This window comes from Neobacillus soli NBRC 102451, from assembly GCF_001591665.1.
Taxonomy (GTDB): domain Bacteria; phylum Bacillota; class Bacilli; order Bacillales; family Cytobacillaceae; genus Neobacillus; species Neobacillus soli.
Window position 1 is genome coordinate 16015 of sequence record NZ_BCVI01000013.1, and the last position, 20229, is coordinate 36243.

The following is a 20229-nucleotide window of genomic DNA, read 5'->3' on the forward strand; positions in this document are numbered from 1 at the left end:
CCGCCTTTATTAAGAAATCCTTTTATAAAATTTTGTAAAAAATGATTTTTTAAAATTGTGAATAGTTATTATTTGTACTATAATAATCTAAAATAAGACAAGAGGGGGAGATTGAAATGAAAGTGGAAGCGCTGCCTGTTGTACAAGGGGATCACAATCTAAATAATTATGAAGAAACGTACAGACAGTTTGACTGGAAAGAGGCCGAGAAGGAATTCTCTTGGAGTGAAACAGGCCTTGTCAATATGGCCTATGAGGCCATTGACCGTCACGCGAAAACCTTCCGAAAGAATAAGGTGGCTTTATACTATCGTGATGGTTCAAGAGACGAAAAGTATACCTTTAAGGAAATGAAGGAGCTTTCAAACAAAGCAGGAAACGTGTTAAAGAATTATGGTGATGTAGAAAAAGGCGACCGTGTATTTATTTTTATGCCGCGCTCACCAGAGCTCTACTTTACTGTTCTGGGCGCTATTAAGCTTGGAGCAATTGTAGGTCCTTTGTTTGAAGCATTTATGGAAGGGGCCGTCAGGGATCGCCTCCAAGACAGTGAGGCTAAGGTATTAGTTACGACACCTGAATTGCTAAGTCGTGTCCCTGTTGAAGAGCTGCCTGCCTTAAAACATATTTTCCTAATTGGGAAAAATGTTGACGAGAAGGGGTCTCAAATTGACTTTCTAGCTAAATTTGCTGAAGCAAGCAAGGAACTTAAGATCGAATGGGTGGATAGAACGGATGGACTTATCCTCCATTATACGTCAGGTTCTACAGGTAAACCTAAAGGCGTCTTGCATGTACATAATGCGATGCTTCAGCAATATCAAACAGCACGGTGGATTCTTGATTTAAAAGAGGATGATGTTTACTGGTGTACAGCTGACCCGGGCTGGGTGACAGGGACCTCCTACGGTATTTTCGGCCCATGGCTAACGGGAACATCCAACGTGATTATCGGCGGCCGTTTCAGCCCAGAATCCTGGTATCAAATGATTGAAGATTTTGGTGTAACGGTTTGGTATAGCGCCCCGACAGCTTTCCGGATGTTAATGGGAGCCGGAGATGAACTTGTTAAAAAATTCGATTTGAGCAGCCTCCGCCATGTGTTAAGTGTCGGCGAGCCATTGAATCCGGAAGTTGTGAAATGGGGAGCCAAGGTATTCAATAAACGAATTCATGATAACTGGTGGATGACGGAAACAGGAGCACAGCTGATCAGTAACTATCCTTGTATGACCATTAAGCCTGGCTCGATGGGTAAACCAATTCCAGGTGTCGAAGCAGCGATTGTCGATAATCAAGGGAATGAACTTCCGCCATACCGCATGGGCAACCTGGCGATTAAAAAAGGCTGGCCTTCGATGATGCAGATGATTTGGAATAATCCTGAGAAATTTGAATCGTACTTTATGCCGAATGGCTGGTACGTTTCAGGGGATTCAGCTTACATGGATGAAGATGGCTATTTCTGGTTCCAAGGCCGCGTAGATGATGTCATTATGACAGCAGGCGAGCGCGTTGGACCGTTTGAAGTGGAAAGCAAGCTTGTTGAGCATCCGGCTGTAGCTGAAGCTGGTGTAATTGGAAAACCTGACCCTGTCCGCGGTGAAATCATTAAAGCCTTCATCGCGCTCCGTGACGGCTATGAGGCCACTGATGAGTTAAAAGAGGAAATCAGGCAATTTGTAAAAAGGGGTCTAGCAGCCCACGCGGCACCAAGAGAAATTGATTTCCGCGACAAACTGCCAAAAACAAGAAGCGGTAAAATTATGCGCCGTGTCTTAAAGGCCTGGGAACTTAACCTGCCAACCGGTGATCTTTCAACTATGGAAGATTAATATAAGGTATTTTTAAAAAACTTAGACTGCACTTAATCATAATCATGTGAGGGTGCTGTCTAGGTTTTTTTGTTTTTAAACTATGGAAGTAAGGAGTGAAAGTGTGAGAATTATAACTATCGAATTTCCAACCCCATTATCACAAATTCCAGATAGTAAAGATGATAATGTAGATGTGTTTGTTGAATTAGATGATGGCTTTACATATACGCTTGTTGTCTCGACACCGAAAAACCTTGAAACGCTAATGGAAGGGAAAATCTTGAGTATCTTCCCGCAGCACCACCAATGATAATCGTGAAGGAGATTACAGAAGAAAATATTAGAAAAGCACTTGCTACCTACATAGAAAATAGTGGCTATTGGCTAAAACTATATTTCCTTGCAGGAGAATTTGAATTTAACACACTTGAAAATATGGTAAAGAAAATTAATGTTGCTAATGAAGAAGTCTAAATTTTTTTGACTAAAGGAGAGGATAAGGCTGAATTTCCAATGGTACTTATTTGAACATAGTTATTTGACGGGTATTAATTATAATCCAATTGGTTGTTTATTAACGCTAAACATAGATGCGAAAATAACATACGAGCATCCAAAAGCAAAAAGGAAAAGTAGTTTAGAAGAAAGTTTTGAAAATATTACTATTCTTTTTGAAGGAGTACAGTATTTAAGAATGATTAACAGCTTACACTTACTCGAAAATCCAAACGATGATTTGGGTAGTATTGAGCATCTCCAATTAAAGAGTTCAGATTCAATAAGTCAGGGATTTTCTATTATTGAGAATGAAAATAGAAAGATACTATCTCTTGATTTATCAGAAGGTAATGTTATTAATATGTTGTCAACTTCTAAAAATTTATCTTTTCTCAACTTTGTTTCAGAAATGATTACATTTGAAATTGGGTTCGAGAATTATTCTGTTGTTGTAGGTTGAACAAATAGAATATTATTGAAGGCTAATTGCTTAATTTCCTGAAAGTGGGGTTATTATTTATGGAGTTATTTCCAGATGAAATGATTAAAGAGTTCATTGAATATAAAAATGCTAACCCAAACAATTTTAATTGGTGGAATTATGTAAATGTAAAGGCGGATTTACAAACAGCATTAGCCTTTGCGAAATTTTTTTACCCTGAAATTGTCGAGATAGAAGGTTACTTTTTATTAAAAGATAAATACAATGAAGAACTATTTGAAAGTTGGAAACTGGAATTCAAAAATGAAAAGGTTTGTGTTGAAAAAATGATGAACCTATATGAATTAAAAGACTTCTTCCACATTAATATTAATGTGGAAGAAGAGGAGAACGAACAGACAAAGATTCTTGGTAACATCTTAAAACTGTTTTGGTCTATGAGCTTTAAAAAAAGATTTCCAGATAGAAATATTTTAGTTGAAGTCTATGAATAATGGGATTCATTATTTATTACAGTGTTTGAGATCCAATAATGCTTTTTTTGCTAACAGTATTCTCCATGATAAGTCAGGTTCTAAGGTAAACTGAAAGCCTTTTTCTCTAAGGAGGGTAATCATTGAATAAAAACATAAATAAACATATTTGGATAGAAGCTGAAGAATGGGCAGAGGGCGAATGGAATATCGAAGATGGCAACCTTGAGGTTATTGTAATTTTTTCTGACCGTTCTAAATGGATTGCAAGTTTCTTCACATATAAAAACATTCAAAGTTTGAGAGAAAAGAATGCAAAAACAGGTGAATGTATGAATGGAGCTTATTACTGGTCCAGCGATATGGTTCTAATAGATATTGTCAGCAAAAAGCGAATTTATGAAGTTATTGAATACTTAATCGAAAATGAAGAGTTTGAGTCAGTTTTTACTCAGTACCCCGATGTAGAAGTCGAAGATGACCATCTATACCCAGAAGGTTTCTTTACAAGTTGTAATTAGAAACATATTCTAATTACAACTTGTAAAACTAACACACTGTCAGGAAACCGAGTAATATTGCTTTTAATTGTTCCTGCTTTGGCATCTTTTTATTCAGTTCAAAGAGTAGTACAATTCTTAGTGGTTCAATATTTGTTGAGCACCAGCACAACTCGCAACTTATGCTAGCTGTGCAGCCAACTAGTCAAAGAAAAAACCGCACTGGAAAAGGTGCGGTTTTTAGTATTTACGGTATAGCTGGAACATTAGGGTCTTTCGGGACTTTTGGACCTTTTGGACCTTTTGGACCTTTTGGATCTTTAGGGTCTTTTGGGTCCTTTGGATCTTTAGTATCAGGTGGGGTGATTTTAGCACCGACGTCCACAAGATTTGATGGTGCGGATTCCTTACCGGCAATATCAACTGCCGTTACATAGAAGGTACCATTGCCAACAGTAAAGGATCGTTTAGAACCATTGACAATACTGCCTACTTTAGATGAGAATAACCCGCCCTGATAGATTCGATAACCGACTACATCATTATCTGGTGAGGTCGACCATGTTAGTGTATTCCCAGTAACTTTTAATTTGACGCCATCAGGAATCTTTCCGTTATCCATCATTTTTGCGTTAGGGACAAGAATTTTCCCCCAACGCTCCTTTTCTGGAATAAGCTGACTCGTATTATGAAAGTTCCTTCCCACCATTCGAGTGATAAAGTCAGGATTTAATATAAGTCCGAACTGGGCAAACTCTTTTGGTGTGGAATCTAAGGCTAAATATTTTTTGCCGCCAACCGTGACAAATTTACCTTCAATTAAACTATCATCTACCTTTGTTGGTACATTGTTCACATTAAAATAATCACTCTCAATTAATCCCGCTTTTGAACAGGCAGCGGAAGGAAGCATTCCCGAAACGGCACAATAGGATCGTCTAACGATTCCTGTTGGCATTTTAAATGACTTCTTTGGAGCAATTAGATCAGGTTTAATTTTATAGGCAGCATTCAATAACTGAGCCCAAAGGGTATTAGTCCGTTGACTATAAGACATTCCGCCGGTATTCAGAGATTTTGGTGTATCATAACCTCTCCAAAGACCAAAAGTGATGTTAGGGTTAGTAGCAACAAACCAGGAGTCAACATATTGATTCCCTGTCCCTGTTTTCCCTGCCCAGTCGGCACTGAAGTTCAGTTTGCTCCTAATTCCTGACGCAGTCCCCATTTTTATAACATCACGCATCATATCCAGCGTTAAATAGGCTGTTTGCGGCTTGAAGACGTGCACTGGCTTCACCTTATGCTGATAGACGACCTTTCCGTCTTTATCGACAATTTTATCAATCATATAAGCATCAATAAATTTTCCGCCGTTGGAAAAGGTAGTAAAAGCATTGGTGTTTTCTTCTATGGTTACCCCGTTTGTCATCGAACCGATGGCAGTAGAAGGGTTTGTATAGTCTTCTTTTGTTAAAGAGGTAAAGCCCATTTTTTCAAGATACTTAGCTGGGTTTTGGTTAAGGATCTCTGTGTAAATTTTAACAGCCGGAACGTTGTAGGATTTTGCCATAGCATACCTTGCTGAAACCAATCCGCTGTACCGATAGTCATAGTTTTGCGGCCAGGGGTCACTTCTGCCAGGTGCAAGACTTAATGCAACATTCGGCAGCGGTGTTCCCGGAGAGGCTTTCCCTAACTCAATCGCCGGCCCGTAGTCGAGAAGCGGTTTCATGGTTGAACCGTTCGGCCTGAGGGCACTTGTTGCGTGATTTAGCTGTTGCTTTTTGTAATCTCTTCCAGCGACAAAACTGATGATTTTCCCGGTCTTGTTTTCAATTAGTTCGGCCCCAACCTCGGCAGGCTCCATTACCGTTTTCATTTCTCCGGTTTCAGGATCCTTCTTTTGCTGAGCTTTATCCGGTCCATAATATGGGTAATTATTCTTTACCTTTTGCATCGCGTCATATATTTTTTTGTTAATGGTCGTATGGATCTGATATCCATTTTGACGCAAAGCATTTTTAGCGAAGATTTGGTATTTATAGTAAAGATTATCATCGTTTTTTAGCTCTTTCTCAGATATACCATCCTTTTTTGCTAAGACAGTGATAAGGGCCTCAATGGAGCGCTTTTCTATTTCAACTGTGAGCCAAGGATATTTCTCAAGTGGATTGGTAGTTGGTGGAATAAAATCCTTTGTAATGTCATAGGCAGATGCCTTGGCATACTGACTCTCATTGATATATCCACCATTATACATTCGTTTTAATACTGTTTTCATCCGTAAAAGACCTGGTTCAAGATTATTCTTTACCGTACCTTCTCTTGTAAATGGGGTATACCCAAACGGACTTTGAGGCAAGCCGGCAATGAAGGCTGCCTGTGGTAGTGTGACATCACTTGCATTTTTACCAAAGATTCCTTTAGCCGCTGCTTGAACGCCGGCAATGTTTCGTCCTGATGAATTTCTTCCGAATGTTGAAACATTCAAATATGCTTCAAGAATTTCCTTTTTATCGAAAAATTTCTCTAATCTTAGTGCAAGTAAGATTTCATTGGCTTTCCTTTGAAAAGAAACTTCATTTGTTAAGATTTGATTTTTTATTAATTGCTGTGTTAATGTACTGCCGCCTGATTGGACAGCAGAGTTTGTAACTTCCTGAAAGACAGCCCGGAAGACGGCTTTCGGAACAACACCTTTATGCTGGTAAAAATATTCGTCTTCGGTCGCGACAACAGCATTGACCAAATTTTCCGATACATGATCGAGCTTTACTTCGTCTCGTTCCAATTCGGAACGAAGTTTGCCAAGATAAACATTCTCATCAAAATATAAATCTGATGGCTCTGTGTAATTATAAATATCCTTTTTCATACTGTCGTATGAGCGGACGGGTTCATCTTTAACCAGTGAGGCAAAGTAGCCGGCACCTACACCTGTTGCAAATGATCCACCAAGAATAACTACTGTAAGAGTAAGGAGAAACAGGTTCCAAACTACTTGATATGTGATTCGTGCACTTTTTACCGTTTTTCTTTGGGTAAACAAGTTAAGTATGGATTTTGACTTTTCTATCCATGCTTGCAATTTTTCATTCATTGACCGCATCACCTCATCTAAAATCACATATATTATAGCATATCGAAGCTACAAAAAATGACAACTATCTACATTTTTCTGAAATTTCCAGTTCTGTTTGACATGTGGATTGAAATATGGTAAAAAAAGCTATACATTCATTTTAATAAAAGGCTTTGAAGGGAATCAACTGTAGTTCTTCTATCCCTGTTTTTAGAGAGTCAGCGGTGGTGTAAGCTGATACATATAGGAGAATGAATTACATCCTCGAGCTTTCTCTGTGAAAATATTATTAGTAGCGGAGAACGGTCTTAACCGTTAAATTTTTTGAGTTGGAGGAATTTTCCTCAAGCTGGGTGGTACCGCGTAATTTTACGTCCCTGCATTAGTGCAGGGGCGTTTTTATTTTTTGAAGGAGGAATTGGCATGGATTTATTACAGGATTTAGCATGGAGAGGGATTATTTACCAACAATCAGATGAAGAAGGATTAAAAGAACTGTTAAGTAACCAGAAAATTTCATTATACTGTGGGGCTGACCCAACCGCTGACAGCTTGCATATCGGTCACTTAGTCCCATTTTTAACACTAAGGAGATTTCAGCAGCATGGCCACCGACCGATCGTATTAGTTGGTGGAGCAACAGGTTTAATTGGTGACCCTAGTGGAAAAAGCGAAGAGCGAAACCTTCAAACTTTAGAGAAGGTACAGGAAAATGTTGCCGGCATCCAAAAACAATTAGCAGCTATTTTTGAATTTGATGGTGAAAATGGCGCTGAAATGGTGAATAACTATGATTGGGCCGGCTCGATGGATATTGTTACTTTTTTACGTGACATCGGCAAACATATCGGGGTTAATTATATGCTTGCAAAGGACACCATTGCATCAAGGCTTGAAACAGGTATCTCTTTTACTGAATTCACGTACACCATTTTACAGGCAATGGATTTTAATCATTTGTATGAACATCATGGTTGTAAATTGCAAATTGGAGGCAGTGATCAATGGGGGAACATTACCTCAGGGTTGGAATTAATCCGGAAAATGCAGCCTGAGGGCGCAAAAGCGTTTGGATTAACCATTCCACTTGTTACGAAAGCAGATGGAACGAAATTTGGAAAGACAGAAGGCGGCGCGGTTTGGCTTAATCCGGAGAAGACCACACCATACGAGTTCTACCAGTTCTGGATTAACACCGCGGATGCTGATGTTGTCAAATACTTAAAGTTTTTCACATTCTTATCACATGAGGAAATTGACCAATTAGCAATGTCTGTACAGGAAGAGCCGCATCTTCGCAAAGCTCAAAAGGTGTTAGCAGAAGAAATGACCCGATTGATTCATGGTGAGGGGTCATTGGAGCAGGCGATTAAAATTTCTCAAGCTTTGTTCAGCGGAGATGTTAAGAGTCTGACGGCTGCAGAGATCGAGCAGGGCTTTAAGGATGTTCCATCTTTTGATGTTAAAGATGCAGAAGGGAATTTGGTTGATTTACTTGTTGCAGCAAAGATTTCTCCATCCAAACGGCAGGCCCGTGAAGATATTGCCAATGGAGCTGTCACCATCAACGGCGAGAAAATCACAGATACGACCTATTCCTTACAAGAGAGTGACCGAATTGAAGGACAGTTTACCATCATTAGAAGAGGGAAAAAGAAGTACACATTAATTAAATACTAAAATAAAAAGGACTTTGATAAGCTTTTCAGAGTCCTTTTCTTGGTAAAAAATAAAGAAAACCCCCATACCGAATGGTATGGGGGTTTCACTCTGATTAACGTGAGTAGAACTCGACGATAAGTGTTTCGTTAATTTCAGCTGGTAATTCAGAACGCTCTGGTAAGCGAGTGAAAGTACCTTCTAATTTGTCAGCATCGAAAGTTAAGAAATCAGGAACGAAGTTATTTACTTCGATTGATTCCTTCACAACATCAAGGTTGCGAGACTTTTCACGAAGGCTGATTGTTTGGCCAGCAGCTAAACGGTATGATGGGATATCTACGCGAGAACCATCAACTAAAATGTGACCATGGTTTACTAATTGACGAGCAGCACGACGTGTACGAGCAAGACCTAAACGGTAAACAACATTGTCAAGACGTGATTCAAGTAGAATCATGAAGTTTTCGCCGTGGACTCCGCCCATTTTGCCAGCTTTGTCAAAAAGGTTGCGGAATTGACGCTCAGTAACACCATAAATGTTACGAAGTTTTTGTTTCTCTTGTAATTGCAAACCATATTCAGAAAGCTTTTTGCGTTGGTTTGGACCATGTTGTCCAGGAGCGTAAGGACGCTTTTCTAATTCTTTACCTGTGCCGCTTAGAGAGATTCCAAGACGACGGGAAATTTTCCAGCTAGAGCCAGTATAACGAGCCATGAATGACTCCTCCTTCGTGTTTTTATTTTGGTAAAATAAAAACCGTTATGAAACTCTTTGACAGCCATTTTGTTTTCATGCACCTTCGCCCTAGCAGCAGAGGGTTACAAGATGCACCATCACATGTAGGTGAGGAACAAAATGAGACGATTAAAGTGTTCACATAGGCTGCAATATTTTACACAAAGAGTATTATATAATTTTTATTCCCCTTAAGTCAAGTATATTTTTGAAGTTCTGTAAATCCTAATCCATCATTAATAAAACTATTTCAAAAAAATTTAATAAATTATTCAAAAAGTTATTCCAAAAGCATACCAATATTAACTATAATTAGGTTACGATGTATATTTTTGGGATTAGACAAGGTGAAGACTAAATGGATAATCATGATAGAAATTTACAAATGCAAGTAAATAGGTATAAGTACTTATTACAAATAACAAAAACGCTTCATTCATCCCTGGACGTGGAAGCCCTTTTGGGTGAATTATTCGTCATACTGAAAGAAGTGTATCCTGGCTTTTCATATTACATACTTCTTTCACAGGATACCCATAGTCACAGCGATCTTCCGATTATTGATCTTGAATATGATAGTGAAAATATCGCTGCAATAAATGCCTATGTATCAGGGGATGTTCAATTTGAAAATTCTTTGATTGACAATCATGCCATCATCTATGCACCACTGAAAGGTCATCAGGGCGTTTATGGTGTATTGCAGGTAATTGCAGCGAATACCCCGGAATTTCCAGGTAATGAAGTGGAGTTTATTACTTTATTAGCGGGGAGTGCAGGAAGTGCATTGGAGAATGCACAACTTTATCAACAGTCAAGACGGGAAATTTCCGATTTGCAATTAATAAACGAAACCGCCCACCGGTTAAATTCTAACCTAAGATTGACTGAAACAATGACGTTTATGTCTGAACAAATCACGGCTTCCTTCGAGGCGCAAGAAATTGGCTTTTTTCTCTTTTCACATGATCAAGCAAAAGCGAAAGCACTCCCTGGGTCAACATCCTACTTCTTCACAAAACATGCACGAATCTATGTTGAATATATAAAGGAAAAGATTCAAAAGGAAATAGAACCGCTGTTTATTGGCGATATCAACCTGCCAAACATAAACAGTATAACAAGCTATCATTCCATTATTGCCATTCCGATCATTCAAAGCGACCTTTTAATAGGTTTCACCATCGTCATGCATGAAAAACCCTATTTCTTTTCATTTGATACATTTAAGCTGCTTCAGTCGCTATTACATCATTCTTCGCTGGCGCTCACCAATTCAATGCTAAGGGAAGAATTAGAGAATATGATCATTACTGACCATCTGACAAAGCTTCATTCGCGCAAATTTTTGGATGAAAAAATCCAGTGGTCAATGAAAGAGGATGAGGAAGGTACCTTTATTCTTCTTGATATTGATAATTTTAAGGGAATAAATGATACATATGGCCATCAGGTTGGAGATGGTGTTCTTATTCAAGTAGCAAATCTAATTAAGGCAAACATTCGCGGAAATGATGTAGGGGCACGGTGGGGTGGAGAAGAACTAGCTATTTACCTTCCGAGGGTACCTTTAGACACAGGAGCGGCTATTGCTAAAAGATTAGTTGAAAAGGTATCGGAATGCTCTGTACCGCATATTACGGTTTCCTGCGGTGTTTCTTATTGGCATAAAAATCGCCTAGATTCCTATAAATACCTATTTAAACGAGCAGATGAGGCACTTTATTATGCCAAAGAGACTGGAAAGGACAAGGTGGTTACCCAGGGAGACAATATAAGGGTCAGCTAGGCAATCATTATTTTATGGGTGGTATTTAATCCATCATCATATGCTATTATCACAATTGAGAGCGTTTTCAAATAGAGAGGGGTCGCCGCAATGAAAAATAAGAATTCGCGTTTTGAAACGGAAGTTATTCATTCAGGTTATCATTCGGATGAACATCAAGGGAGTTTAGTTCCTCCACTATATCAAACATCCACCTTTACCTTTGCAAGCGCGGAACAAGGAGAAAATAGGTTTGCTGGGAAGGAAGAGGGGTTTATTTATTCTCGCTTGGGAAATCCAACGGTAAAAATACTAGAAGACAGGATGGCTGTCCTTGAGAAAGGAGAGGCAGGCTTAGCCTTTTCCTCCGGGATGGCTGCCGTTAGTGCCGTGTTGGTAGCCTTAACAAAAACGGGCGATCATATCCTTTGTTCGCAAGGAGTCTATGGCTGTACATTTGGCCTGTTGGGGTTATTAAAAGAGAAATATGGAATTGGCCACAACTTTTCGCTTATGGATTCGAAGGAAACATTAGAAAATGAAATTCTTCCAAATACCACCTGTATCTACATCGAAACACCGATAAACCCAACGATGAAGCTTGTCGATTTGGCAATGGTGGCAAGGATAGCTAATGAAAAAGGAATTCCCGTTGTTGTCGATAATACCTTTTGTTCGCCGTATTTACAAACTCCGCTCTCGCTTGGATGTGATGTCGTCATCCATAGTGCCACAAAATATATTTGCGGGCATGGAGATGTTGTCGCCGGTCTAGTAGTTGGGAAAAAGGAGTTTATGCAAGAGGTTTCCCGCACCACCCAAAAAGACATTGGCGGGATTATTTCTCCCTTTGATGCGTGGCTGTTGTTAAGAGGGTTAAAAACACTGCCAGTCCGCTTAGACCGCCACTGTGAAAACGCCGGTCAGCTGTTTGAATTTTTGAAAGCTCATCCAAAAATTGAATCTGTGTATTATCCTGGAGACCCTAAACATTCGGATTTTTCCATTATGGAGAAACAAATGAAAAAACCTGGCGGGTTAATTTCTTTTACTATTAAGGGAACAAAGGAAACAGCGGGGCGGTTTATGAATCAATTACAATTGATAAAGATCGCTGTTAGTCTTGGTGATGCTGAAACATTAATACAGCACCCAGCAACAATGACCCATGCGGTGGTTCCGGAGGAGGAACGCAGGAAAATGGGGATTGAAAATACTTTGTTGCGCCTCTCTATTGGCCTAGAAGCGTGGGAGGATATTATGCAAGATTTGGAACAGGCACTTGAAAAAATCTAAAAAACTCGCCAAAGGCGAGTTTTTTTTTTTAGATAAATTGCATTAGCACAGCGACAAATTCTTCTAGCTTTTCTTGATCTAGTTCATCAAAGCGGTTTGTTTCTGGGGAATCAATATCTAATACACCAATTAATTGCTCTCCTTTTAACAGCGGAATGACAATTTCTGATTGTGATGCAGAATCACATGCGATATGACCTGGGAATTGATTAACGTCTTCGACACGGACGGATTCCTTTTTCAAGGCGGCCGTACCGCATACACCCTTGCCCAGAGGAATGCGAATACATGCAGGAAGACCTTGGAATGGTCCTAAAACTAATTCCCCGTTCGTATCCATTAAATAAAAACCTACCCAGTTCACGCGGTCGAGAAATTGGTTCAGCAGTGCCGAAGCATTGCTAAGATTGGCTATTTGATTTTTCTCACCATGCAAAAGGGCATGTAATTGTTTTTTGACTAGCTCATAATTTTTTTCACGGTCTTTACCGTACATTTCGACGTTAAACATGTTATTTCTCCCTTTTTCATCTAGTTTTATATTCTATTTTATCAAATTTACAAGAAAATGGGCAAACTTTGTCGATATCTTCTTAAAGGAATCCTTGCTATAACAAAGAATCATTATGTAAGGGGAGAACGAAGTATAGCTGAAGGGGGAGAACAAGTGAAAATAAATGCTAAGGAAGCAATTGTTAAGGCCGCAATAGTGTTATTTAATTCCAATGGGTATTCAGGGACGTCGATTAGGGATATTGCCAGTCTAGCCAAAGTGAATACAGCAACGATTGCCTACCATTTCGGTAATAAACCAGGTCTGTTAGAATATTGCTTTACGTATTTTTTTGAGCAGTACATGTCTAAGGTGGAAGAAGCCTATGCACTAATTGACAAAGGTGCAAAAGATTGCCTCAAGCGTGTTGTCGCCGATTTACTCCATTTTCAAAGTGAAAATGATCAGCTTGCCAGTTTTGTGTATCGGGAAATGTCGATGGATTCGCAAGTGGTAAGAGAAATCATGTCGACTTATTCACTTAAAGAAAAATACTATTTTCAGAAGATATTTGAACGGGGCTTTGAATGGAATGAATTCCGTCCACATTCTATTCCCTATTTAATCATTCAACTAAAAGGGCTGCTAATGATGCCATTTATGAATACACATTATATGAGAGAAGTTTTGTACATCTTTCCAAGTGAACCATTCTTTGAGCAAAAGTATTTAAAAGATATCTATTTATGGATAGAAAAAACCCTATGTACGGATGTGCCATCTAAAAAAGAGGCAGCATTAAAATAGCGGCATTCGCTATTTTTTTTTGTTAATAAGTTTTGCCGAATTTCTGCTTTCCGATGTCGAATAAATTCAACTACGCCCCATGAACCATCCTATCAGACTCTCCAATCGACGAGTTTTCATTTATTTTACAAAAAAATTGAAAAAGATAGTCAAAAAATGTCGTTTACATGGTATCATAAGAGCATTGAATAGAACGCTAAGGGATTTTTAATATAGATATCATAAATACTTAATTGAGAATCAATGTTGTTTGAAATAGGGGGCTTACATGTGAAACTTTTCATTGGATTTTTCATCCTATTACTAGCCTTATTTGTATTGGGATATTTAATAAAGAAAAAGTATTTTAAAGAAATGGACCGATTGGAAGCGTGGAAAATCGATTTAATGAATCGGCCAATACTGGATGAAATGTCTAAGGTGAAACAGCTCAATATGACAGGCCAAACGGAAGAATTGTTCGAACGCTGGCGGAGTCAATGGGACGATGTTGTTACGGTACAGCTTCCTAATCTTGAGGAAATGCTTTTTGATGCAGAAGAGTACATAGATAAGTACAGATTCAATAAAGCCAAAGGGGTCCAGCAGGCGATCCATATAAAGTTACAGGAAACAGAGGTTCAAATAAAAAGTATTTTAGAAGAGTTGCATGAACTGGTAGGCAGCGAGGAAAAAAACAGAGTGGAAATCGAGGAACTAAAAGAGCTTTATCGAGAATCAAAAAAGATGCTTCTTGCCCACCGTCACAGCTTTGGCAGTGCGGAAAAACAACTAGAATTGCTGCTTAATGATACAGCGCAAAAGTTCCAGGAATTTGATGAAAAAACAGAACTAGGTAATTATCTTGAAGCGCGCGAAATTGTTTTATTGATGCAAAGTCAGCTTGGAACAATAAAAAAACATATGGATTTAATTCCACAGTTTTTAATTGAATGTCAATCCCTCCTGCCAAACCAACTTTCTGAGTGTTTAGCTGGTTACCAGGAAATGTCTGCACAGGCTTATTATTTGGATCATCTTAATGTAGTCAAAGAAATTAAACGGCTAGAAGAAAAGCTTGCGGAGAATTTAGTCCTTATCGAGGCAATCGAAATTGATAAAGCCGAAGAAGGAATAAAGGAAGTGAAGGAAAGGCTTGACATCCTTTTTGATCTTTTTGAAAAAGAAGTTCACGCTAAGCATTATGTGATGAAAAATGAACAGACAGCCAGTGAACTCCTTGATGCTGCCCAAGAGGAAAATATCCTTCTTTCTAGTGAAGTCGTTCACGTTCAGGAAAGCTATCAGTTGTCCGAAAGTGACTTTGAAACACAAAGGAATCTGGAAAGAGAACTTACCGCTATCTATAAACAATATGATATTCTGATTGAAAAGGTAAAAATGAACGAAACAGCCCAATCAGTGATTGGGGAGGAATTGAGTACTATTAAAGAGGCTCTCGAAATCATCCGCGAAGGGCAGCAAGATTTTGCATTAAAACTTCAAGCACTACGGAAAGATGAGCTTGAAGCACGAGAACGAGTGAATGAGCTTAAGAAAAAAGTTCGGGAGACCGTTCGTCTTGTTTATAAAAGCAATGTCCCTGGTTTGCCGGAAGACTATAAGTATTTATTAGAGGATACAAATGAGAGTATTCAAAATGTTAAATATCAGCTTGATGAAAAACCACTTAACATTTCTGCCTTAAATCAGTACTTAGAAATTGCGGTATTAACGGTTGACAAACTTGTTAATACAACGATTGAACTGTTGGAAAATGTTAAGCTGGCTGAGAAAGCGATTCAATATGGGAACCGTTATAAAAGCCAGTATCCAACTGTTGCCAAAGGATTGTCCGATGCTGAATTGGCCTTCAGACAGTATGATTACCAAGAGGCATTAGAGCAAGTGGCAGCAACACTTGAGGGGATTGACCCGGAAGCCTTGAAGAAAATTAAAGCCAGTGCTGAAGCTGAATAACAAAAGAACCGATTCACCGCCCTAAATGGCATGAATCGGTTTTTTGTTTTTCTTTTTAAAAAAACCCGTTTATGATAAGATTTATTTTTGTAAGTGTGTTGGTGGTTCGGAGGAGAGAAAGATGATTTATTTTGATAATAGTGCAACGACTAAACCATATAAAGAAGTATTGGATTCTTTTGTCACCGTTTCAAGTGAATTTTTTGGCAACCCATCTTCACTGCACAGTATGGGAGGGCAGGCTGAGAAGCTTTTATCTCAAGCAAGAGAACAGATAGCTCAGCTTATAAAAGTGAAACCAGCCGAGCTTTATTTTACATCTGGCGGTACAGAAAGTAACAATCTGGCGATAAAAGGCGCGGCTTTACTGAATAGAAATAAGGGACGCCACTTGATTACTTCCAGTGTGGAGCATGCTTCTGTTCAGGCCGCAATGGAACAGCTAGAGCGCGATGGCTTTGAAATAACCTATCTGCCAGTTGACGAAAAGGGAAGAGTTAGTGCCGGTGCGGTCGAAAAGGCGATAAAGAAGGAAACGAGCCTAATCTCGATTATGCAGGTCAACAATGAAGTAGGTACGGTTCAGCCGATTAAAGAAATAGGACAAATGTTAAAAAAATATCCAACCATTTTATTTCATGTTGATACGGTTCAAGCGATTGGAAAGGTTCCCCTTTCCTTATCCGAAAATAGAGTGGATTTTTGCTCCCTTTCCGCCCATAAATTTCATGGTTTAAAAGGTACGGGTGCCCTTTTTATTCGCGGGGGTACAAGAATTCAGCCATTATTTTCTGGCGGCAATCAAGAACGGATGGTTCGAAGTGGTACGGAAAATGTGGCCGGCGCCGTAGCAATGGCAAAAGCCTTACGAATGACATTGGCAAAAAGTGAAAGAGAAATGGAAAGAATGAAGAAAATTCAGAGCATCTTAAGAACGGGGTTAAATGGTATAGAAGGTGTTCAAATCCATACACCGATTGACAACGCTGCACCACATATCATTAATTTTTCAATAAAAGGAATTAAATCAGAGGTATTTATCCATGCGCTTGAGCAGAAAGGCATCTTTGTTTCGACAACAAGCGCTTGTTCTTCAAAGAAGAAATCACCAAGTAGGACGCTGCTTGCTATGGGTGTTCCTGAAGCGCTGGCCGAAAGTGCAATCAGGATCAGCCTATCTTTTGATAATACGGAAGATGAAGCAATGACCGCTATTAAAGCCTTTGAAGATACTGCAAACCAATTAGGAAGGGTTATGAAATAAATGGACTATGATCGTATACTAATTCGCTACGGTGAAATATCAACAAAAGGCAGGAATCGCAATCAATTTGTTGAGAAATTAAGAAAGAGTGTCAGAATCGCGCTAGCTCCCTTTCCGAAAATTAAAGTGGAAGCCAGTCGTGATCGAATGTATGTGCTCTTAAATGGTGAAAATGGGCAGGAGATTATCGAGAAATTACAGACTATCTTTGGAATCCAGTCCTTTAGCCCGGCCATTAAAGTGGAAAGGGAGATTGAAGCACTAAAACAAGCGGCACTTAAATTAGTGACCTCTCGATACAGTCAAGGTCAAACCTTCAAAGTAACCACAAAAAGATCCGATAAAACCTTTGAACTGGATACGGATGAAAGCAATCATACGTTTGGGGCACATTTATTAAAAAACATTCCAGGAATAACAGTAAATGTGAAAAATCCTGATATTGAGTTACGAATTGAGGTTAGAAAAGAAGCGGTTTATTTATCCTGTGAAACCATTCACGGTGCGGGCGGCCTGCCTGTCGGCTCGAGCGGTAAAGCCATGCTCATGCTTTCAGGCGGAATTGACAGCCCTGTTGCAGGGTATATGGCAATGAAGCGGGGATTAGAAATTGAGGCTGTCCATTTTTTTAGTCCCCCCTTTACAAGTGAAAGATCAAAAGAAAAGGTCATTGACCTTTCTAAAAAGCTTGCTGAAATATATGGCAAAATGACCTTGCACATCGTGCCATTTACAAATATCCAGCAAGCAATCCGAGAACAAATACCGGAAAATTACTCAATGACCTCAACAAGGAGAATGATGCTCCGAATCACGGATAAAATCAGGGAAAAACATGAAGGTCTTGCCATTATTACCGGGGAAAGCCTCGGGCAAGTGGCCAGTCAGACCCTCGAAAGTATGTATGCAATCAATGAAGTGACAAATACACCGCTTATTCGTCCTTTGATTACAATGGACAAAATAGATATCATGAAAATCGCCAACGAAATTGATACACTTGAAATCTCCAACAGACCTTTTGAGGATTGCTGTACCATTTTTGTTCCCTCCTCACCGAAAACGAAACCGAAAAGAGAGAAAGTGGAGCACTATGAAAGCTTCTTTGATTTTGAACCGATGATTGATGAAGCTGTCCAAAAGACAGAAACGCTTGTTATTAAACCTGTCAGTAAAAACCTCACAGAATTGAATGAATTATTCTAAAAAGGTAATATTCTAATTTTTTGTGAACAATTACCAGTTGTGAAATAGAATGAAGCACGGGGGTTCTACACATTCTATACTCACAAGGAGGTGATATCACATGGCAAGCAACAATTCAAATCAATTATTAGTTCCTGGTGTTGAACAAGCTCTTGACCAAATGAAATATGAAATTGCAAACGAATTTGGTGTTAATCTTGGAGCAGACACTACTTCACGCGCTAACGGTTCTGTTGGTGGTGAAATCACAAAACGTTTAGTTCAAATGGCTGAGCAACAATTAGGCGGCGGATTTTCTCGATAATCAAAAATAAATACGATGGCTACAGAGAGCGTGGAGGTAACTCCCGCTCTTTTTTGTTTTTGTTTTTTTAAAAGAGGTATATAATTAGCATCAGGTTCTAGGAGCAAATAAAGATTTAATCATATTTTAAATTTTTATTAAATTCTGTATAATGGAACTAAAAGATTATTGAGGAGGTTACAACTGCTTCAAAAAGGTTATTAAGTTGTATTAAAGCATTCAAAAAACTCCGATAGCTTTTAATGTACTTGCGAACGTATATTCGGTATAATAAGATAAAACCAGTATACGAGGAGTGTAACGATGAAAATCACACGAATCTGTTTGTTAGAAGTGAATAAAAACGAAGAAATAGACCATCTCAATGATTTGATGAGAACCTGGTGTTCGGCAATAAGATATTCTTTCAATCGTTTAGTAGAAGGAGAAAAATCTGGCGATGTCATTAAAATCGTTCAACAAAAGTTTGGTTTGAATAAACGATACTCAGAAGATGCGGTTTTGCATGCTCAAGCTGTCATCTTGAGCCAGATAGAATTGCTGCCTACTCGCATTGAAGGAGTGCAGGGAAAGATTCAAAAAACAATTCAAAAAATAGAAGATTATCAAACGGGTAAAAAATGGCCAAAGAAAGTTCCGGTAGAAATTTGTTTAGCTGGTTTAAAAGCTCGTCTAGATAAACTTCTGGAGAAGGAATCTGTCCTTTTGACTCACAGAGAACAAGGAACCATTCCAACGGTTATTTTCGGAGGCAAGAAAAACTTTTATGATCGGTTGGACAATAAGATTTCACTAAAAGAATGGAAAGAACTTCGTGCGAATACTCTTTACTCCCGTGGTGATAAATCAAAAAAAGGAAATCTAAACACAAGAATGGTGTTGGATGAAACAGAAAACCAATTTTATATAGAAGTGGCTAATCCACTTCTGAAAAATGAAGGAAAGAAAAATAGTCCGAGGCTTCGTTTTAGAGTCCATATTCCCGATAAATATTTTGTAGAAATCATCAATATCGTCATGCCAAACGTTGTCGGAAAAACTCCGACGGGAAAACCAATGGAGGAATACCAAGTTTACTCCATTGAAATCAAACGAAGAGGTAAAAAATATTATGTTCACATGACGTATGACCTTGAAACCTTTGGTTCTGAACTGAAATGGAGTGAAAAAATCACTTCCGATATTGTGGCGGGTATCGATGTAAACATTGACAAAATTACCGTTACCATTTTAACAAAGCAAGGTTGCTTCTTGGAATCGAGAACGTTCTATTGCCATGAAATGGAGTATGTGAAAAGCAACAGAAGGACCAACGTTGCTGGAGAAACGGCAAAAGAAATAATTGACTATTTATTGCAATGGAATGTTGGAGCCTTTGTTTTAGAAGATCTCAAATTTAAACAAGACCATGATACAGTTAAAAGGTTTAATCGTCTTGTCCATTCCTTCGCAAAAAATAAGCTGCAAAATGCTCTTATTTCAAAAGGGACGAAATTTGGTTTCAAAATAAAAAAGGTTAACCCTGCTTATACGTCGGTTATTGGCCGATTTAAGTATACCAAAATGTATGGTCTCTCGGTCCACGAGGCTGCTTCTTTCGTTATTGGAAGAAGAGGTCTGGATTTTGAGGAAAAAATTCCGAAAGAATTAATAAATCATCTTCGCTCTTTAGTGAAACCAATGTTGATTCATATTCTCGGGTCGATGGAAGAATCTAGGGAAAAATCAATTAATGGGAAGCAAAGAAGGAAATTTATAGCGATGATGTTAAAAAATATTGATGACTTTAAAGAAAACCATAGTTGGAAACTATGGAATGTCATACACAAAACATTACTTATAAAGAACCAGGTATTACAATTAAAGGAGGTGTAATCCTCGGTTACAAAATCCTTGCGGAAGTCTGACCAACAGAAGGA

The 20229-nt window shown here is 38.7% G+C and carries 18 protein-coding genes and 1 other annotated feature; of the genes, 15 read left to right on the forward strand and 3 right to left on the reverse strand.

Translation table 11 applies throughout. From position 1 onward, the window contains the following. Positions 1–116: 116 nt before the first annotated feature. From acsA to BSO02S_RS05040, 6 genes are all read left to right on the forward strand, one after another. Positions 117–1835 (forward strand): acetate--CoA ligase, encoded by a 1719-nt coding sequence (gene acsA, locus BSO02S_RS05020; RefSeq protein ID WP_066063436.1) that lies wholly within the window; start codon positions 117–119, stop codon positions 1833–1835. Between the two features lie 103 nt (positions 1836–1938). Continuing rightward, entirely contained in the window at positions 1939–2127 is a 189-nt protein-coding gene (locus BSO02S_RS27725; RefSeq protein WP_066063438.1) for a hypothetical protein, read from the forward strand. Then, positions 2124–2291: a hypothetical protein gene (locus BSO02S_RS27730; RefSeq protein ID WP_218010596.1), complete on the forward strand. Its 168-nt coding sequence runs from the start codon at positions 2124–2126 to the stop codon at positions 2289–2291. Before BSO02S_RS27725 ends, BSO02S_RS27730 begins: the two co-directional genes overlap by 4 nt. Before the next feature lie 64 nt (positions 2292–2355). Beyond that, positions 2356–2775: a hypothetical protein gene (locus BSO02S_RS05030; RefSeq protein WP_066063440.1), complete on the forward strand. Its 420-nt coding sequence runs from the start codon at positions 2356–2358 to the stop codon at positions 2773–2775. 59 nt (positions 2776–2834) lie between these two features. Continuing rightward, entirely contained in the window at positions 2835–3251 is a 417-nt protein-coding gene (locus BSO02S_RS05035) for a hypothetical protein (RefSeq protein ID WP_066063442.1), read from the forward strand. A 122-nt stretch (positions 3252–3373) separates the two neighbouring features. Continuing rightward, positions 3374–3751, forward strand: coding sequence for a hypothetical protein (locus tag BSO02S_RS05040; protein ID WP_066063446.1), 378 nt, complete (start codon positions 3374–3376; stop codon positions 3749–3751). A gap of 226 nt (positions 3752–3977) precedes the next feature. Here the strand turns inward: BSO02S_RS05040 and BSO02S_RS05045 are convergent, their stop codons facing one another. Next, positions 3978–6833: a transglycosylase domain-containing protein gene (locus BSO02S_RS05045; RefSeq protein WP_066063449.1), complete on the reverse strand. Its 2856-nt coding sequence runs from the start codon at positions 6831–6833 to the stop codon at positions 3978–3980. Positions 6834–6979: 146 nt separating this feature from the next. Continuing rightward, positions 6980–7197: a binding site (T-box leader), on the forward strand. A 41-nt stretch (positions 7198–7238) separates the two neighbouring features. Here BSO02S_RS05045 and tyrS point away from each other — a divergent pair. Next, on the forward strand, positions 7239–8495 hold the full coding sequence (gene tyrS, locus BSO02S_RS05050) for a tyrosine--tRNA ligase (RefSeq protein ID WP_066063453.1): 1257 nt from the start codon (positions 7239–7241) through the stop codon (positions 8493–8495). A gap of 94 nt (positions 8496–8589) precedes the next feature. Here tyrS and rpsD read toward each other — a convergent pair whose 3' ends face one another. Continuing rightward, positions 8590–9192: a 30S ribosomal protein S4 gene (gene rpsD / locus BSO02S_RS05055; protein WP_066063455.1), complete on the reverse strand. Its 603-nt coding sequence runs from the start codon at positions 9190–9192 to the stop codon at positions 8590–8592. A gap of 379 nt (positions 9193–9571) precedes the next feature. On the opposite strand from rpsD, the gene BSO02S_RS05060 reads away from it, so the two are divergent. After that, positions 9572–11002 carry a sensor domain-containing diguanylate cyclase gene (locus tag BSO02S_RS05060; protein WP_066063457.1) on the forward strand — a complete coding sequence of 477 codons (1431 nt, stop codon included), beginning with the start codon at positions 9572–9574 and terminating at the stop codon, positions 11000–11002. A 90-nt stretch (positions 11003–11092) separates the two neighbouring features. Then, positions 11093–12277 carry a methionine gamma-lyase gene (gene megL, locus BSO02S_RS05065; RefSeq protein WP_066063459.1) on the forward strand — a complete coding sequence of 395 codons (1185 nt, stop codon included), beginning with the start codon at positions 11093–11095 and terminating at the stop codon, positions 12275–12277. A gap of 28 nt (positions 12278–12305) precedes the next feature. Here the strand turns inward: megL and msrC are convergent, their stop codons facing one another. Continuing rightward, entirely contained in the window at positions 12306–12788 is a 483-nt protein-coding gene (gene msrC, locus BSO02S_RS05070) for a free L-methionine (R)-S-oxide reductase MsrC (protein WP_066063461.1), read from the reverse strand. Positions 12789–12944: 156 nt separating this feature from the next. On the opposite strand from msrC, the gene refZ reads away from it, so the two are divergent. From refZ to BSO02S_RS05100, 6 genes are all read left to right on the forward strand, one after another. After that, positions 12945–13577, forward strand: a complete 633-nt coding sequence (refZ, locus tag BSO02S_RS05075; RefSeq protein ID WP_066063463.1) for a forespore capture DNA-binding protein RefZ — start codon at positions 12945–12947, stop codon at positions 13575–13577. Between the two features lie 270 nt (positions 13578–13847). Further along, positions 13848–15536: a septation ring formation regulator EzrA gene (ezrA, locus tag BSO02S_RS05080; protein WP_066063465.1), complete on the forward strand. Its 1689-nt coding sequence runs from the start codon at positions 13848–13850 to the stop codon at positions 15534–15536. 121 nt (positions 15537–15657) lie between these two features. Then, entirely contained in the window at positions 15658–16800 is a 1143-nt protein-coding gene (locus BSO02S_RS05085; protein WP_066063466.1) for a cysteine desulfurase family protein, read from the forward strand. Next, entirely contained in the window at positions 16801–18006 is a 1206-nt protein-coding gene (gene thiI / locus BSO02S_RS05090; RefSeq protein WP_066063467.1) for a tRNA uracil 4-sulfurtransferase ThiI, read from the forward strand. It abuts the gene before it with no gap. Between the two features lie 100 nt (positions 18007–18106). Beyond that, positions 18107–18310: an alpha/beta-type small acid-soluble spore protein gene (locus BSO02S_RS05095; RefSeq protein ID WP_066063470.1), complete on the forward strand. Its 204-nt coding sequence runs from the start codon at positions 18107–18109 to the stop codon at positions 18308–18310. A 303-nt stretch (positions 18311–18613) separates the two neighbouring features. Further along, on the forward strand, positions 18614–20185 hold the full coding sequence (locus BSO02S_RS05100; protein ID WP_066063472.1) for an SSO2105 N-terminal domain-containing protein: 1572 nt from the start codon (positions 18614–18616) through the stop codon (positions 20183–20185). The last annotated feature ends 44 nt before the right edge of the window (positions 20186–20229 follow it).

What these genes read in the sequence shown, in the direction of transcription:
- acsA (WP_066063436.1), top strand. Translation starts at nt 117, where the DNA reads ATGAAAGTGGAAGCGCTGCCTGTTGTACAAGGGGATCACAATCTAAAT.
- BSO02S_RS27730 (WP_218010596.1), top strand. Translation starts at nt 2,124, where the DNA reads ATGATAATCGTGAAGGAGATTACAGAAGAAAATATTAGAAAAGCACTT.
- BSO02S_RS05035 (WP_066063442.1), top strand. Translation starts at nt 2,835, where the DNA reads ATGGAGTTATTTCCAGATGAAATGATTAAAGAGTTCATTGAATATAAA.
- BSO02S_RS05045 (WP_066063449.1), bottom strand. Translation starts at nt 6,833, where the DNA reads ATGAATGAAAAATTGCAAGCATGGATAGAAAAGTCAAAATCCATACTT.
- tyrS (WP_066063453.1), top strand. Translation starts at nt 7,239, where the DNA reads ATGGATTTATTACAGGATTTAGCATGGAGAGGGATTATTTACCAACAA.
- rpsD (WP_066063455.1), bottom strand. Translation starts at nt 9,192, where the DNA reads ATGGCTCGTTATACTGGCTCTAGCTGGAAAATTTCCCGTCGTCTTGGA.
- BSO02S_RS05060 (WP_066063457.1), top strand. Translation starts at nt 9,572, where the DNA reads ATGGATAATCATGATAGAAATTTACAAATGCAAGTAAATAGGTATAAG.
- megL (WP_066063459.1), top strand. Translation starts at nt 11,093, where the DNA reads ATGAAAAATAAGAATTCGCGTTTTGAAACGGAAGTTATTCATTCAGGT.
- msrC (WP_066063461.1), bottom strand. Translation starts at nt 12,788, where the DNA reads ATGTTTAACGTCGAAATGTACGGTAAAGACCGTGAAAAAAATTATGAG.
- BSO02S_RS05085 (WP_066063466.1), top strand. Translation starts at nt 15,658, where the DNA reads ATGATTTATTTTGATAATAGTGCAACGACTAAACCATATAAAGAAGTA.
- thiI (WP_066063467.1), top strand. Translation starts at nt 16,801, where the DNA reads ATGGACTATGATCGTATACTAATTCGCTACGGTGAAATATCAACAAAA.
- BSO02S_RS05095 (WP_066063470.1), top strand. Translation starts at nt 18,107, where the DNA reads ATGGCAAGCAACAATTCAAATCAATTATTAGTTCCTGGTGTTGAACAA.
- BSO02S_RS05100 (WP_066063472.1), top strand. Translation starts at nt 18,614, where the DNA reads ATGAAAATCACACGAATCTGTTTGTTAGAAGTGAATAAAAACGAAGAA.